10 protein-coding genes and 1 riboswitch are annotated in these 15,563 nt (G+C 46.1%); of the genes, 5 read left to right on the top strand and 5 right to left on the bottom strand.

The annotated features are described in order from the left end of the window. Positions 1 to 29: 29 nt before the first annotated feature. The 5 genes from recD to OCV30_RS03670 form a co-directional block, all read right to left on the bottom strand. Complete coding sequence (recD, locus tag OCV30_RS03690) at positions 30 to 2,252, bottom strand: exodeoxyribonuclease V subunit alpha (protein WP_370736697.1); 2,223 nt, start codon at positions 2,250 to 2,252, stop codon at positions 30 to 32. After that, positions 2,252 to 5,926 carry an exodeoxyribonuclease V subunit beta gene (gene recB / locus OCV30_RS03685; RefSeq protein WP_065678536.1) on the bottom strand — a complete coding sequence of 1,225 codons (3,675 nt, stop codon included), beginning with the start codon at positions 5,924 to 5,926 and terminating at the stop codon, positions 2,252 to 2,254. The genes recD and recB overlap by 1 nt, the downstream gene beginning before the upstream one ends. A gap of 259 nt (positions 5,927 to 6,185) precedes the next feature. Next, on the bottom strand, positions 6,186 to 6,347 hold the full coding sequence (locus tag OCV30_RS03680) for a hypothetical protein (protein WP_167351943.1): 162 nt from the start codon (positions 6,345 to 6,347) through the stop codon (positions 6,186 to 6,188). Positions 6,348 to 6,353: 6 nt separating this feature from the next. Beyond that, the gene (gene recC / locus OCV30_RS03675) at positions 6,354 to 9,830 is read right to left on the bottom strand and encodes an exodeoxyribonuclease V subunit gamma (protein WP_065678535.1); all 3,477 of its coding nucleotides are present in this window, start codon (positions 9,828 to 9,830) and stop codon (positions 6,354 to 6,356) included. Positions 9,831 to 9,957: 127 nt separating this feature from the next. Next, positions 9,958 to 10,953 (bottom strand): TDT family transporter, encoded by a 996-nt coding sequence (locus OCV30_RS03670; RefSeq protein ID WP_017098030.1) that lies wholly within the window; start codon positions 10,951 to 10,953, stop codon positions 9,958 to 9,960. Positions 10,954 to 11,112: 159 nt separating this feature from the next. Between OCV30_RS03670 and OCV30_RS03665 the strand changes: the two genes are divergently transcribed. The 5 genes from OCV30_RS03665 (at position 11,113) to OCV30_RS03645 (ending at position 15,401) form a co-directional block, all read left to right on the top strand. Next, complete coding sequence (locus tag OCV30_RS03665) at positions 11,113 to 12,009, top strand: LysR family transcriptional regulator (RefSeq protein WP_065678534.1); 897 nt, start codon at positions 11,113 to 11,115, stop codon at positions 12,007 to 12,009. Positions 12,010 to 12,097: 88 nt separating this feature from the next. Further along, positions 12,098 to 12,391 carry a YebG family protein gene (locus OCV30_RS03660; protein WP_004735185.1) on the top strand — a complete coding sequence of 98 codons (294 nt, stop codon included), beginning with the start codon at positions 12,098 to 12,100 and terminating at the stop codon, positions 12,389 to 12,391. A gap of 155 nt (positions 12,392 to 12,546) precedes the next feature. Beyond that, a riboswitch (Fluoride riboswitch) is annotated at positions 12,547 to 12,630 on the top strand. Between the two features lie 194 nt (positions 12,631 to 12,824). Continuing rightward, positions 12,825 to 13,517, top strand: coding sequence for an iron-sulfur cluster assembly scaffold protein (locus OCV30_RS03655; RefSeq protein WP_017084447.1), 693 nt, complete (start codon positions 12,825 to 12,827; stop codon positions 13,515 to 13,517). A 23-nt stretch (positions 13,518 to 13,540) separates the two neighbouring features. Further along, positions 13,541 to 14,530, top strand: coding sequence for a GGGtGRT protein (locus OCV30_RS03650; RefSeq protein WP_065678533.1), 990 nt, complete (start codon positions 13,541 to 13,543; stop codon positions 14,528 to 14,530). 229 nt (positions 14,531 to 14,759) lie between these two features. Beyond that, positions 14,760 to 15,401 (top strand): MarC family protein, encoded by a 642-nt coding sequence (locus OCV30_RS03645; protein ID WP_065678532.1) that lies wholly within the window; start codon positions 14,760 to 14,762, stop codon positions 15,399 to 15,401. Positions 15,402 to 15,563 lie beyond the last annotated feature (162 nt).

Raw genomic sequence — 15,563 nt, 5'->3', positions numbered from 1 at the left:
TCAAGCCCTATCCCAACTGCCATTAACGACTAATTCGTTAATCGGCTGCCCAAACCACTCACTCGCTCTGTTTTCACCTTAATACCACGCTTCAACACGTTTGTATCGCTGAACATCATCAATCGCTTCTTCGCACGCGTTATCCCGGTATAGATAAGCTCTCGCGTTAAAATAGGGCTGAAATCTGGCGGTAAGATCATCAAAGTCAGATCAAATTCACTGCCTTGAGATTTGTGTATCGTCATCGCATAAGCGGTTTCATGATCGGGGACTCGGCTTGGTAGTACGGCTTTCACACTGCCATCAGGCAACTCAAAATACACCTTCAGTCGAGGTGCGGAGTTCGCACTATTTGACTCTAAAGTCGTTGAATCGGCTTCGAGCATACAGATACCAATATCACCATTGTATAAACCTAAGCCATGATCATTGCGGGTTACCATTACTGGTCGCCCGTGATACCACAATTCATCGTTGTGCGGATTCACCAAGCGTCTTGCGGCAAGTGCCCTTTCGATTCTGTGGTTGAGGCCTTTAACACCAAAGTCACCTTCGCGAATGGAACACAGCAACCGACACTGGCTGAACAAATCGAGAACCGATTTCGCTCTCGCTTCTTGAGTTTCTAGCTCTTCCAATGGCACATTCATTCGGTTCAGATACGCACCATATTCATTAACTAAAGTACGTAGCATCAAGTTATAGCTGTCACTCGACAAGGGATGGTTTTCAATATCGCCAAACCCTTTGGCAAACACTTGGTCGACTTGATTCGCAGAGCCGTTATTGATTGCTTTTGCTAACTGCCCGATACCAGAGCGCGCATCGAAACGATAACTCTTCTGCAGCATACACAAACTATCAGCAATTGCCGGAGGATTAACGGCTCCCGCTTTTGCCTGCTGTGTATTCGCTATCGCATCAAAACCTGTCATCTCCGCAATCAAGTTACCTTGCGCCGTGCTGTAGCCTGTTGAATTAAACGAGCAGATATCACCTAACACCGCGCCCGCTTCAACAGAAGCGAGTTGGTCTTTATCACCCAACAAGATAAGCCTTGCGTGTTCAGGGAGAGCATCCACCAGCTTATACATCATGGATAAGTCGACCATCGATGCTTCATCCACCACCAAGATATCAAGATGAAGTGGATTACGTCGGTTGTGTCTAAACTCCGCTCGATTAGGAATCGCGCCGAGTAATCGATGTAAAGTGCTGGATTCAGTCGGTATGTTGGCCTTTACTTCAGGTGCTAATGGCAGTTGCTCAATCGCTTTACCGATTGATTCAGTTAAACGCGCCGCCGCTTTACCCGTTGGAGCCACCAACTTGATCGTCGGTATTTTACCTTGGCTGAGTGATTGCTCGACCATCGCCGACAGCAACTTAGTTACCGTGGTTGTTTTACCGGTACCCGGCCCACCAGAAATCACCGCGAAGCGACGACTTAACGCCACCGCTGCCGCGACTTTTTGCCAATTTAAACAGACAGATAACGGCACCAGACCGTCCAACACATCTAAGTCTGTCACTTGCTTAGCTTGCACAATCGCTTGATCGATAGAACCCCAATCCAAAGCCTGTTCGTCGACAATATCTAGATGGTCACACACTAGCTGCTGACGTAATACCTGAGAGGTTTGTTGGTTTGCTTCAGCCTTCGCTAAGGCGTTAAACAGAAAATGATAACTGCGTGCAAAGAGCTGATTGAGTGTTTCAGTCAGTGCCTTCTTCTGTTCAATATTGAACTCTACTGGCTTACTTAAACGGTTTAGAGTTTCAGCCAACACAACTTCATAATTCCAATAGCGTTGTAAGTAGACACGCTGTCCATCAAACATCAGCGGCTTAACGCAGTCATTCGTTGTTCCAACTAGGTTAGATGATTGAAGTACCGTCACCCAATCAATACCCAACAGTTTTTGGTTCAATTGCAGTGCCGTTTCACCGTACAAACCGAGTAACTGAGCTAGATCTGCCGTTTGCTCAAGGTCTGCCGTATGTAGCTGTATAAGCTGAGTACAAATATGCCCCTTGCCTAGTTCATGGCTCACCACCCCAGCGAGAAAACCGACCTCTTGAGAATGACTCGTCGCTTGCTGAGCAATAAAACGGGCAAACTGATAATCCAGCTGACGAATTGAGCCCTTATCAGCGAGGAACTTTAATACATCCATGAGTTGCTCAGGGAGCAGGGAAACAGGCTTAACTGAGTTCACTGTCTCTGTGCTGGTATTAGTGGTCGTTGTCATTATAGAAGCCCCATCTGTCCAGTTTCATTGTCATTCAATTGTGCTGAACGTCTGTCTATCACTTTACCGTCAATCAATTGATCCATTTCATCGAGCAAAGCCAATGTAGGTTTAGCCGAGAAAATACCTTGTTGAGATTGGCCGTCCATTCCTCTTAAAAACAAGTAATAAACCCCACCAAAATGCTGCTCATAGCTGTAATCCGCGACTCGACTGCGTAAGAAGCGGTGCAATGCCAATGCATAGATTTGATATTGCAGATCGTAGCGGTGGTCTGCCATCGCCGATTTCAATGCTTCACCATGGTAAACGGCAACGTCATCACCTAAATGGTTCGATTTCCAGTCGAGCACATAGTATTTACCTTGGTGCTCGAACACCAAATCGATGAAGCCTTTCAACATGCCTTGCACGGTTTGGAAACCTAGGTCGCCCGCTTTAGCCGACAACGGGTCATGATACTGAATGGTTTGATTCAATTCCGATGCGGCAAGCACTTCGATCGGTAGTAAGAATTCCATCTCAACTAAGCGTTGCGTTGAGTCTTTCTCGCTTAGCTTTAAGTTCTTACCATCCAGCGCGGTGTTCAGCACTGTATCGACCAGTTGTTGAAGCACAGGTAACCACTCTAGTTCGTATTGCTCCGACTCTAATAAGTGAGTGATTACTTGCGTGTTATGTTCGCTGGTTGCAGGCTCGGTAAATTCAACATCCTCAAACAAGGTGTGTAAGAAAGTACCCGGACGAGCACCACGAGGGAACGTAAAGATAGAACGTTCAGGTTCAATCAACTCAGACTCATCCTGTTCATCAGCCGAGTCAATATCAAAGCCAGAGACCTCAATGGTCGCGTCATGGCTCGCGCCGTGACTGCCTTGTTTTACAAGCCCCGAGTAACTGGTGATACGCCAAGCTCGGTCGATTGAAGCCTTCAGTTCACTAGCATGTAAGTCGTCACTCACTTGCTCTGTTTGCACAAAAACTTGTTCGTGAGCGGTAGGCGTTTCAGACAGCAATACGCTTGAATTCTTACCCTCAATCGCTGACAGAGCTTGACGTAACTCAGCGATGCCTTGCTCTTGTCCGTTTTGAACCAAGTAGCCCATGGCACTTAAGTGAACGCCGGTCGGCTCTTTGGTTGAGCGCCCTTTACGTAGCGGTGCCATACCAATGAAACAACCGTAAACGGCACGAGTAAGCGCCACGTAAATCAAACGTAAGTCTTCCGCCAATCGCTCTTTATCCGCTTGCGCTAAGGCACTGTCGCTACCCGTAATATCAAGCACTGTGGTATCTGAATCGTGATCGTAGAACTTACCTTCACTCGCTTCTCGGTAACTCGCGACAAACGGCAAAAACACTAAGTCATATTCCAAGCCTTTCGATTTATGAATAGTAACGATTTGAACCAAGTTTCTCTCTGATTCAAGGCGTTGAATGTCGTCTTCACTGCCACCTAAACCATTTTGCGCATCTGAGATTGCTTCAGCTAGCCAACGTAACAAGCCATAGTCGCTGTCGAGCTCCTGCCTAGCTTGTTGCAACAGTTCGCCAATGTGCATCAAATCAGTGAGTGAGCGCTCACCATTTTCTTCTTCTAGTAAGCGTTCCGCGAGGTGGCGTTTACTGATCACACTACGCAGCATGGGTAATACGCCACGTTGCAGCCACAACTTACGATATTCTCGGAATTCGTTAACGACGTTTTCCCAAACCACTTCATCGTTATTGAGTTCATCCAATGATGCGGCATCCAAAGCAAACAACTCTGAGGCTAAACTGGCGCGTAATGCACGATCATTTTCAGGAGTCAGCACCGCCTGCAACAAACGTTGAATATCTTGTGCGACCAAGCTGGTGAACACACTGTCTCGGTTCGACAAATACACGCTCGCAATGCCTTGTTCCGACAACGCGTTCTTAATCAAGCGACCTTCACTACCGGTTCGAACCAAAACAGCAATATCACCCGCATTCACGGCATGTTGTTTTTTGCCGTTATCAAAATAGGCTTGCTGGTTTTGAGAAGCGGTCAGAATGGTTTGAATTTGACTCGCCGTCGCCTCAGCCATTGCCTTGTGATATTCGTCTTTCGGTAATGGCTTGTCTTCAGCAGCTTGTAGCCAAAAAGTCAGTGCGTGTTGAGTTTCTCCCTTCATCACCCATTGGCGCTTATCAGCCGATGGACTGGCAGCAACAGGCAGGAATGGAATATCTTGATCGTAGATAAACGGACTGTCCGAATTCATAAACACTTGGTTTACTGCACTGACCATATCGGCACTTGAACGCCAGTTAGTACCCAAAGTGTAGTGAGCACTAACTTGGTTTCTCGCCTTGATATAGGTAAAGATATCTGCGCCACGGAAGCCATAAATAGCCTGCTTAGGGTCACCGATCATAAACAAGCCACATTGCGGGTTATCGAGATAGATTCGGCTAAAAATACTGTATTGCAGCGGATCGGTATCTTGGAATTCATCGATCATCGCAACCGGGTAGAGTGTGCGAATTCTTTCCACCAGCAATGATTGCTCATCCACATCAATCGACGCAGATAACTGAGTCAGCAAGTCATCAAATGATAACCACTGCTTCTGCTGCTTGGCTTTGGCTAGCATGGTTCGACAGTGGGTGATCGCATGTGCCAATAACGGAGCTTTCAGATCTGCAGGAGAGTCTAAGAACTCCTCAATCGCTTCGAAAACGGCGTGCTGAGGTGCAGTGCCTTTCGGTGTTTTTTCAATTAACGTGGCTTGTGAGAACTTCTCTAGTTTATCTGGAAACTGGTAATCATGAGTGTCGCTCTGCGCCCATGCCGTGACCGCTTCTAACCAAGTCGGTAAAGACTTCTTGGTGTAGCTACGCTTGTTCACATCTGAACCTGAAATCAAAGCCAAAAAGTCCGCTTCGGATTCGCACCACAACGCCTTAAGTTGCTTCACTTTATCTAGGTTTTGATTGTGCAGAGTTTGCAGGTCGCCCGACATTGCTTCGACGGTTAGCTTTAGTGGAGAACCCGTCAGATAACGATTTACGTCAGCCAATAGAGAAGCGGGAGAACCCCAGATATTACGAACCTCACCTGCTAATTGAATTGGCAATGGGTAGAACTGTTTACGCCAATAGTCGGCAACCACTTGTGCTTTTAGGTGGCTTTCATCGGTCACAAATTCATTATCAAAGCGGCTTCCAGACTCGAAGGCATTTTGAGTCAACATTCGCTGACAGAAACCGTGAATGGTGTAGACCGCTGCTTCATCCATTTGTCTTTCAGCGTTAAGCAGAGTTTTAGCTGCGCCAGCATGATCATCGATGGCTTGTAACAAAGGCGCAATCACTGGGTCGTCACTTTGCCCACGTGCAAACGCAATCCGTGCATCATGGATTCGAGCACGGATACGATCTCGCAGCTCAGCGGTAGCCGCTTCGGTAAAGGTCACCACTAGAATTTGGTCTACAGTTAGTGGCTCATGGTGTCGAGTGGCTTCCGTCAGATCACCTTGCGGCGCAGCAGTGCCGTGCCCCAGCAGTAAGCGCAAATACAAGCCAGCAATAGTAAATGTTTTACCCGTACCCGCCGATGCTTCAATTAAACGCGCGCCATGAAGTGGAAACGTCATGGTATCGAGTGTTTTTGGAGCGATTACCTGAACACTGCTTGTGGTCGTCATGCCTTACTGCCTTTTGATAGATGAGTCTGTTAAAAATGTGACTATTGCTATAAATGTGACCTAGCGTGGAAAACGTCATTCAATTTACGTCCTACGCTAATTTGTTAATAGTTAGTGCGATCTCTCTCACGGATCAATTCAGATCGCCTCGCTACTATGCGCCCACGAGTTCAGGAGCGCGATTCGAGTTTTATACTCATTGCCTACTTTGAACCACAGAATAATGGTCCCTCTGACCTGTGGCCGTACAGCGAACGCCCTACACTAATAATGATTTACTGGCGGCCACTTTATTTCCTGTACCTTGCTTCCCTTCACTTCGATTCCCTTCACCTTGAAAGCAAGCATCCCAAATGCTGACCAGCGACTCTCGTTCGTTTTTCATTAATTTCGCGCGCACGCTATTGATCTTGCCGATCACAGCCACTTACTCCTGATCTTCCAGATCGGCAGCTGCCAACCTTGCCGCCTGTAACACAAGCGTTGAATACATCCGTGACTCAGCAGCCAACTCATCGTCCCATTTAGACCAAATACGTGAGATGTAAGTATCTCTCCCCTCACCCGTAAAGGCGAAGCTGTCATTAAAGGTATCGGCCATTTTCTTGAGCGACTTTTCTTCGTCATCGACCCACTTACCACGACTAAAGCCCGCTTCAACACCAGCCAATGCGGTTTTCGGGAAATAAGGCAATGGTGCAGTCATGCCTTGATAAAACAGTCGGACTAATTCAGCCAGCAAACTCTTCGCCTGCTGCGCATCGCCGATAGGTTGTAGCGTTTGATGAACCACGCCCTCTTTTCTGTCGTAGCCAATAATATGGGTCGTCTTTCCGTGTCCCATCACTGCACAACATAGATGATCAACCCACGCTGCCAAATAATCTTGAGAGCGTATTTTGCCGCTACGGAAACGAACTAGACCTGATTGATAGTTTTGAGTTAACCAACCCATCAAGCGAACAGGCTTACCTTCGCCTAACACATCAAATTCGATATTCACTTCGAGATCTTGTTGCGGTGATCCGCTCACAAATCGAATCTCTTTGGCTAAGTCTTCTGCTTGAACGCGGTTGGTTTCAAATTCGATATCACCAAAAGCGCCAACAGGTAATCGACCTTGTGCTTTTTGCTCAGAGACAAACAGTCGCACCGCTTCATCCGCCCCTTCAGGGTGATCCAGCAACACTTGTAGCAACGCATCTTTGAGCTGGAAGCTCTCTAAACCATTAAGTACAAATGGCTCATCGTCTTCCATCACAGGAAGTGGCGGCTCAAATACCACTTTTAGGCGGCGATTAAAGAAGTACTGCACTGGCAAACGCCAAAAACGCTGTAACTCAACCAAGTCGAGTTCTAACGGGTACGTCGCCCCCAACAAATAATCATCCAATGCACGATTGAATTCACCACTGCGTTCACCGGAACGGTTAGCCGCAGGAAGCCACTCTTTGGCGTAACTCAGCACATGGCTCGCATCACCTTGAGTAAACGCAGCAGGGCTAAACGGTGTCATGGTGTGTTCAAAACTGATCGCTTGAGTCAGGTTGATACCAGAATCATCGCTTGGCAACGCTTGGTCTTCACTTAGGCAGTAGTTCTGCTGGCAGTATTCAATCAACTCTGAAACCAATACTGACGGCACTCGCTCAGTATTATCTTGAATCGAGCGGCCAACATAACTGATGTACAAACACTCTTGCGCCGACAGCATCGCCTCTAAGAATAGATAGCGGTCATCATCACGACGAGAACGATCGCCAGGTCGTGTGCGTCCGTTCATTAGATCAAAACCTTCTGGCGGCATTGAGCGAGGGTAAACACCATCATTCATGCCTAACAAACAGACGGTTTTGAACGGAATAGAACGCATCGGCATCAAGGTACAAAAGTTAACTTGGCCAGCTAAGAAACGCTGGCTAATGCGCGCGCCAGATAACTTATTATTGAGGTACTGGTAGATAATGCTTGGCGACAGTTCTTGTTCGTACAAGGCATCATCAAGCTGTTCATTCAGTTGAGAAAGCGCATCACGAATCGATTTGAGCACCACCTCGCCTTCCAGTTCAACCGCAAAGAAATCATCAATCATTTGCAGCAAGATTTCACGCCACATATCGATAGATTGAGTCTCAGTTAAGCGTTGACGGTATTGGGCAATACGATCGATAAAGTGAGCTAACTTACCTGCAAGTTCGGCGTTAATGCCTTGAACTTCGTTATAAGCGGCAATCGGAGAGTGTTCAGTTTCAAATAAACCCGCAGAATCCGACATCGCATAGCCCAACAACATACGCTGGATACCAAAGAGCCAAGTATTTTGCTCGGTCGCAGGTAGATCAAATTCTGTCGCCGTTGAAGCATCAACACCCCAACGGATACCCGCTTCTTCAACCCATTGCTTAGCTTGCTCGAATTGAAACTCGTCAATACCAAAACGTGCCATCATCGCAGGAATTTCTAACAGCTCTAGCAACTCAGAGGCTAAACAGCGCGTGTTCGGTAGCGCGACCAACTGCATGAAGGCGGTCAGAATTGGGCTTTCTTGGTCTGCGGTTCTATCAGAGATCGAGTAAGGGATATAACGCTCACCCGGAGCATTACCAAATACCGCCTGAATCGCTGGGCTATAAGCATTAATGTCAGACACCATCACGATGATATCGCGTGGTTTCAGTGTCGGGTCCGCATCAAACATCGCCAATAGCTGGTCATGAAGAACTTCAACCTCACGCATTGGGCTATGACAAGCATGTACAGTCAACGAGCGATCACCCAGTTCAACCACCTGCTTATGGTTACTGGAATCTAAGATGTGGTCGTCTTGATGTTCTTCTAACTGGAGAATATCGGCTTGCAGTTGATGCAATAGGTTATCTCTCTCAACATCAATAAAGAACTCATGCTCTTCGCAGTCTGATTGAGATAGTAAAAACAGGTTATCTCTGCCCAGTTTCCCCATAGACGCAAGTAAACTATTACCCACGGCTTGGCTGGTATGCAGTTCGTCTTCAATATTAGCTTCAATGCCATCTTTCAATGGTGAGGCTTCGCCTTCAAGCTGAGGTAAACCATCAATCAAAGCAAACTGCTTGCGGCGCTGTGCTTCGACTCTTGCCAAGTATTTACGATCGCGAATATCGCCCCAGTAATGTTGGCACGGATTGGTAAACATCAAGTGCACATCAATCTGCTCGCCAAGCGCTTTCAATGCATCCATGTAGCGAGGAGGCAACGAAGAAATACCAAACACAAATAAGCGTTTAGGCAGATGTTGCAGTTGACCTTGTTGCTTGGCTAGCGCTTCAATGAAGTCGTGATACAAGTTGCCACGGTGATATTTAGATTGGCCTTGAGACAAGGTTTTCTCATAGAGTGCTTGCCACAAAATCGGTTGCCAAGGGTGCTCTTGTTGTCCCTCATCATCGATAAGTTCTGCAACGGGCTCTCCCGCTTCCCACATCGCCATCCATTCAGGTCGATACACCAAGTAACCATCGAAGATATCGGCAATTTTTTCTGCCAATTGATACAACTTCGAATCATCTTCGTCGTTTTCAAGGTAGCGTTGTAGAGGTAAAAAATCAGGGTGGTCAAGCTTAGCGGGTAACAAACTCATCAGCTTCCATGTCATCGCTTCCTTGTTAAAAGCACTGCGTTTAGGTACATCAGGAAGCACTTGGGTAAACATATCCCAAATGAAGGTTGCTGGAAGTGGGAAATCGATATTTGCTGCTACGCCAAACTCTTTGGCGAGTTCCATCTTAAGCCATTGAGACATACCTGGGCTCTGAACCAAGATCTGCTCTTTTTCGAAAGGATTGGCTAAAGGGTCACTTTTGATTAAGTGAACGAGAAGGATTTTTAAAGTATCGACTTTATTGGAATGGTAAACAGTAAACAAAGTGCACTCACGCTAATCTTGCCACAATATAAAGCCAGATTAGCATAAGTGCAGAGTTTGGATTAGGAATATAAGCTTATGAAATACTGAAAACTTAAGGTCCGTTTATCTTTTGAACTATTGCTTCTTACAATCTACTGCCTACCGCACTTAGAACACGGTGAGGTTTGTAATTCATGTAATAACGAACCGCCACATAACCCACTACAAACGTTGCCACAATCAATTCTAGATACGCTAGGTTGAAGACTTGATCCACATAGTGAGTTTCCACACCAACAGTTTGCATCCAAGCCGCCAATTTGAATAACGCCGTTGCACCAATCACGATTGGGAAAGTGAACGCCGCATAGCCCGGGCTGAATGGCAGACGAAGTAGTTTGAAAAACGCGATGTAGATAATAAACGTCATCAACACCGCGATACCAAATAGCAAACCAATGATCACTGGCGAAGGATTTGCCGTCACCGTTAGGTAGCCAGCTAAAGATAGACTTGCTGGTGCCGCCATAATCGCAATGGTTGGTTTTGCTGCGTCAGGCACTTCATGAGAGAAGATCAAACGGTAAATCATGAGAGGTAGCATTACCGCATAAACCAATAAGCCAAAAACTAAAGTCGCGTGAGCAACGGGCTCTAAGATCGGGTTACCTGAAAAAGAAACGTCTGCCACGATAATACCGATTGGTGGCACAAACCAGCTTGGCACCATGTGGTGAATCTCAAAGTTTTTAGCTCTGTGGTATAAGAAGCTCACCAAGAACACGACATGTAACGCTACCGAAGCGAGCCACACAGCTTCTTGTAAGAATTGAGAGATTGGCGCCAACGAAGCAGACACCACCATACAACCCATTGCGAATGTGGGTACCACACTGCCGACAACAGGGTGAGCAAGGTCTTCACGTAATAAGTGGCCGTGAATCAAAAATTTCACAGCTAAAACAAGAAGCAATACAGCCGCAATACCAGCACTGACCCACTGCACCAAACCCGGTGTGTGCAAAATACCTTGTGCGACTAAAACGCCATCCCAGCACCAGCCTAAGCTTGCGATTGCCAGTGCTAACCCAGCCATGGGGGTTGGAGCTCCTGTTAATCTATATTTAATACGTTGAATCATGTCAGCCTCTCTTAAACTTAATTCACTAAACTTGTGAACTCATCAGCTTGTTGAAGCCATAATACGCTTGCGCTTAGTTCAGTAATATCCAATTATATATAACAAGCGTTCATCAATACTGAACAGCCTATTCCACCTGCAGCGTAAACTAGGAACCTGATGGCTAATATCTCAATCAAACAACTTAAAGTGTTTGTCACTATTACTCAGCATTCGACGCTTACCGCCGCATCGGAAGCACTGTTTTTGTCTAAGGCTGCTGTCAGCATGGCGCTGGGCGAAATGGAGAAACAATTGGGCCACTCTCTATTTGACCGGGTCAACAACCGATTAATTCTCAATCAAGAAGGACAAAAACTACTTCCTTTGGCTGACGAGATTCTTCATAGAGCTGCAGGCATCGATGTTTTATTCCGTGACGACCAGCCTTTGAGTGGCAATTTAAAGGTCGGCGCGAGTGACACGATTGGTAATCAAGTCGCACCGTTTATTTTATCGGGCTTTCGTCAACGAACTCAGCATCAGGATCAAAGCTTGTTCATTTCAAACAGTGCACTGATCTGCCAAAAGCTGGTGGATTATGAACTGGATATCGCGTTAATTGAAGGAAAAACACTCCATCCGGAGTTGATCTCTAGCCAGTTCAGTAGCGATGAAATGTGTATTATTGTTAGTAATCAACACCCTCTCAATTCAAAAGAAAAAGTGATTTTAAGCGATTTAGAAGATAGTCATTGGATTTTACGTGAGTCTGGTTCAGGCACTCGCGAGTTTTTCCTGCGTGCCGTCGCACCGCGTATCGAACATTGGTATGAATCCTTTGAGCTCAACACGACTGAGGCGATCATCAATTCTGTTTCTGCCAATCTTGGATTCGCGTGTTTATCACGGCTGGCTGCGCAACGAGCAATTGACTCAGGCCGAGTGAAAGCACTCGATGTCCCACTCGACATGAAACGTCGATTCTGGATGCTGGTCCATAAAGACAAATATCAAAGCCCGCTACTGAAATCTTTCATGAGTTATTGTGAAGACTGGGCTACACATCAAGATTGAGGCCGCATTGTTAGGGCTCCAACTGGACTTTTAACATCAGAAACTGTATAAAAAGCCAGTAAAATTTATCAAACTTAGAGGATTAACCATGGCTGTTATCGTCAAGTACGTGGTCGAACGCAACGGAGAAGAGAAAATGACTTTTACCTCTAAAGCCGAAGCTGACGCATACGACAAAATGCTGGATATGGCTGATGAGCTTTTTGAACTATTAAGCAAAAGCGATTTAGTTGAAGATGAAGGCAAGCAAGAAGAGCTTGCAATGTACCTAGCGAAGAACAAAGAAGAAGTTCTTTACGCATTAGGTGCTAAGCGTAAACCAGCTCCGAAAAAAGAAAAGAAACTTGAAGCTGTTGAAGACGCAGAAGAAGATGCAGCGTAACTAGCTGATACTTCTGTTGAAAACGTCAATGACACCTCTAATTAGAGCTCGTTATTGGCGTTTTTTTATACTTATCGAAATATAATGAACTCTGTTTATAGTCGAAATCGCTCTAAACATTCGCTTGCATGAAAGTGTGATAAAGATCTAATCTATAGCCATCAGGTGATGGGGTTCCACCTAAGCTTTTGCTTCAACCGCCCGTTCTTTCGAACAGTGCTAATGACTCCTACAGAATCGAAAACAGGTAATACTGTTGGATGTATCGCTATTCCTCCATTTTGAAATGGGCTTAGTCTCTTAAGACCGAGCTTCATGACACCTTTGGATTATCGATACTCAAGATCTGTAGTGAATTAGCCGCACCTCTTCCAACACGTCCTGTTTTCTCAACACTCTAGGTCTTCAATGACTCTAACTGTGAGAAAACATTATGCACTACTCTTCAGAAATTCAATCAATGTGCCCTATTCAAAGGGGTGATCTGCACACTTCAGCGCCAATTCCAGTTGAAGGCGCTATGGTTAGCCCAAAAGACGTTATCGCTATTTCTGGCTTAAGCCATGGCGTCGGCACTTGTGCACCACAACAAGGTGCAGCAAAACTAACGCTGAACGTAAAAAACGGCATCATCGAAGAAGCACTAATCGAAACGATTGGTTGTTCAGGCATGACTCAATCAGCCGCGATGGCAGCCGAAATCCTCACAGGAAGAACCATTCTTGAAGCTCTGAATACTGACTTGGTGTGTGATGCGATCAACGTAGCGATGCGTGAAATCTTTCTGCAGTTTGTTTACGGTCGAACTCAATCTGCATTCTCTGAAGGCGGCCTAGAAATTGGCGCTGCATTGGAAGACCTAGGTCAAACACAACGTAGCCAAGTAGGTACCAGCTATTCAACTGCTGCAAAAGGCGTACGTTACCTAGAGCTTGCAGAGGGCTACGTGACCAAGCTTGCACTTGATGACCATAGCGAAGTGATTGGCTACGAATATCTCAACCTCGGCAAAATGATGAAGGCGATTAATCAAGGTATGTCAGCCAATGAAGCTGCAGACCTTGCTATGGGAACTTACGGTCGCTTCGATGAAGCCGTAACCACCATTAACCCACGCCAACAATAATTTTGCCAATTTAGAGGAAAGATATGATGAACACTCAATTGAATGAATCAGTAACTCGCGTATTGGCAGAAATGAACTTCGACTCTTTAGAGCAAGCGAACCAATACTGTAAATCACACAATGTCGACCCAAAAGCCATGGTGATGGACACCCAACCTATTGCTTTTGAAAGCGCTGCCGATGCTTATATTCTTGGCTCAGCACTGGCGTTATTTCGCAAAGCAACCAGCGCAGAACAAGCTGCAAATATCATTGGTGAAGGCCTTCAAGCATTCACTAAACCCGGCAGTGTTGCTGAGCAACGCCAAGTCGGTATCGGACATGGTGCGCTAGCCGCTCGTCTTCTCAATGAAGAGAGCCACTGCTTCGCCTTTCTTGCGGGTCACGAGTCTTTTGCTGCAGCTGAAGGTGCGATTAAAATTGCGCTAAACGTCAACAAATCGCGTCAAAACCCATTGAAAGTGATCTTAAATGGTCTAGGTAAAGATGCAGCTTACTTAATTTCTCGCATCAATGGTTTTACCTATGTACGCACTCAATACGATTACCAAACAGGCGAGCTTGTTGAAACAGAACGTCGCCGCTTCTCACAAGGCCCTCGCGGAGAGATCTTGTGTTACGGCGCTGATGATGTACGTGAAGGTGTGGCAATCATGCACAGAGAAGAAGTTGATGTAAGTATTACGGGTAACTCAACCAACCCAACGCGCTTCCAACACCCTGTTGCGGGTATCTACAAAGCAGAACGTACTCGCCAAGGTTTACCTTACTTCTCAGTTGCTTCAGGCGGCGGTACAGGTCGAACATTGCACCCAGATAACGTAGCAGCAGGCCCAGCGTCTTACGGCATGACAGATACCATGGGCAGAATGCACGCTGATGCTCAGTTCGCAGGTAGCTCTTCTGTTCCGGCTCACGTGGCAATGATGGGCTTCATAGGTATGGGTAACAACCCAATGGTCGGTGCGACAGTTGCATTGGCTGTGGCGGTGAGCGAATCTTTGAACGCATAACGACAAAATTGAGCGCCGCAATCTATCCATAGCGTAGAGTCCGTTAATTGAGAAACAAGCAATAACAGACGACCAAAACTCTACCCCTATCACTAAAACCAAACAGCCAGCCTTATGCTGGCTGTTTTTTATTCACACTTGCTCTACCATCTATTTCTAATAATTATTTGTATCTAAGATTAAATACACAAACCATTGGTATTTAACTGCATCTTTTCAAAGGAATAATATGAAAGAGCTCATCATTCATACCATTACCGTGTTCATGGGCTTTTTTGCCATCATGAACCCTATCGCTAATACGCCAATATTTCTTGGATTAACCGGTGACAATGACAGGGAAACGGTTAAATCTATCGCATTCCGATCGGTACTCATTGCCTTCGTTATCGTCAGTACTTTTGCACTCTCTGGCAAACTGATCTTTGACCTCTTTGGTATCACGCTGTACGCGCTGCGTATCACAGGTGGTATTCTGGTCTTTTTGATTGGCTTCCACATGCTGCAAGGTGATTCAACACATTCAAAAGCAAAAGAGAAAGTGAACTCAGACGCCCAGAGAGACGCGGCGCTAAGCATCGCAGTATCACCTTTAGCCATGCCCATACTGGCAGGCCCCGGCACCATTGCCACCGCGATGAACTTTGCCAGTACCGAGGGGATTTACGAGACCATCATTACCATCGTGGCATTTGGCCTCCTCTGCACCCTAACCTACGTCTTATTTGTATTCGGCGAACGCTTCGTTAAAGCGGTCGGACCAAGTGCACTGAACGTGATTACTCGAATGATGGGCTTAATACTCGCAGTTATCGGTATGCAGATGCTGATTGAAGGGATTGAGCAGGCTTACAAAGCGCTATTTATCTAAAGAGTGTTGTTCATTTAAAGAACGTTGGTTATCTAACTTTGATATCAAATTTTGTTGAATTGCATCACTTTCTCATTGCAGAAAACTATCTCCAGAAAGACAAGCAATATCATTTTACAGACTTTATCCCGATGCGCCCTTTCATAACGAGGGCGCTCTCTT

Source organism: Vibrio atlanticus (genome assembly GCF_024347315.1).
In the GTDB taxonomy this organism is placed as follows: Bacteria; Pseudomonadota; Gammaproteobacteria; order Enterobacterales; family Vibrionaceae; genus Vibrio; species Vibrio atlanticus.
Note: the sequence above shows the minus strand (reverse complement) of the source record. Positions and strands in the feature narration are given on the sequence as shown.

Coding starts and splice junctions, on each gene's coding strand:
- OCV30_RS03665 (WP_065678534.1), top strand. CDS start 11,113: ATGGCTAATATCTCAATCAAACAACTTAAAGTGTTTGTCACTATTACT.
- OCV30_RS03650 (WP_065678533.1), top strand. CDS start 13,541: ATGATGAACACTCAATTGAATGAATCAGTAACTCGCGTATTGGCAGAA.
- OCV30_RS03645 (WP_065678532.1), top strand. CDS start 14,760: ATGAAAGAGCTCATCATTCATACCATTACCGTGTTCATGGGCTTTTTT.
- OCV30_RS03660 (WP_004735185.1), top strand. CDS start 12,098: ATGGCTGTTATCGTCAAGTACGTGGTCGAACGCAACGGAGAAGAGAAA.
- OCV30_RS03655 (WP_017084447.1), top strand. CDS start 12,825: ATGCACTACTCTTCAGAAATTCAATCAATGTGCCCTATTCAAAGGGGT.
- recD (WP_370736697.1), bottom strand. CDS start 2,252: ATGACAACGACCACTAATACCAGCACAGAGACAGTGAACTCAGTTAAG.
- OCV30_RS03670 (WP_017098030.1), bottom strand. CDS start 10,953: ATGATTCAACGTATTAAATATAGATTAACAGGAGCTCCAACCCCCATG.
- recB (WP_065678536.1), bottom strand. CDS start 5,926: ATGACGACCACAAGCAGTGTTCAGGTAATCGCTCCAAAAACACTCGAT.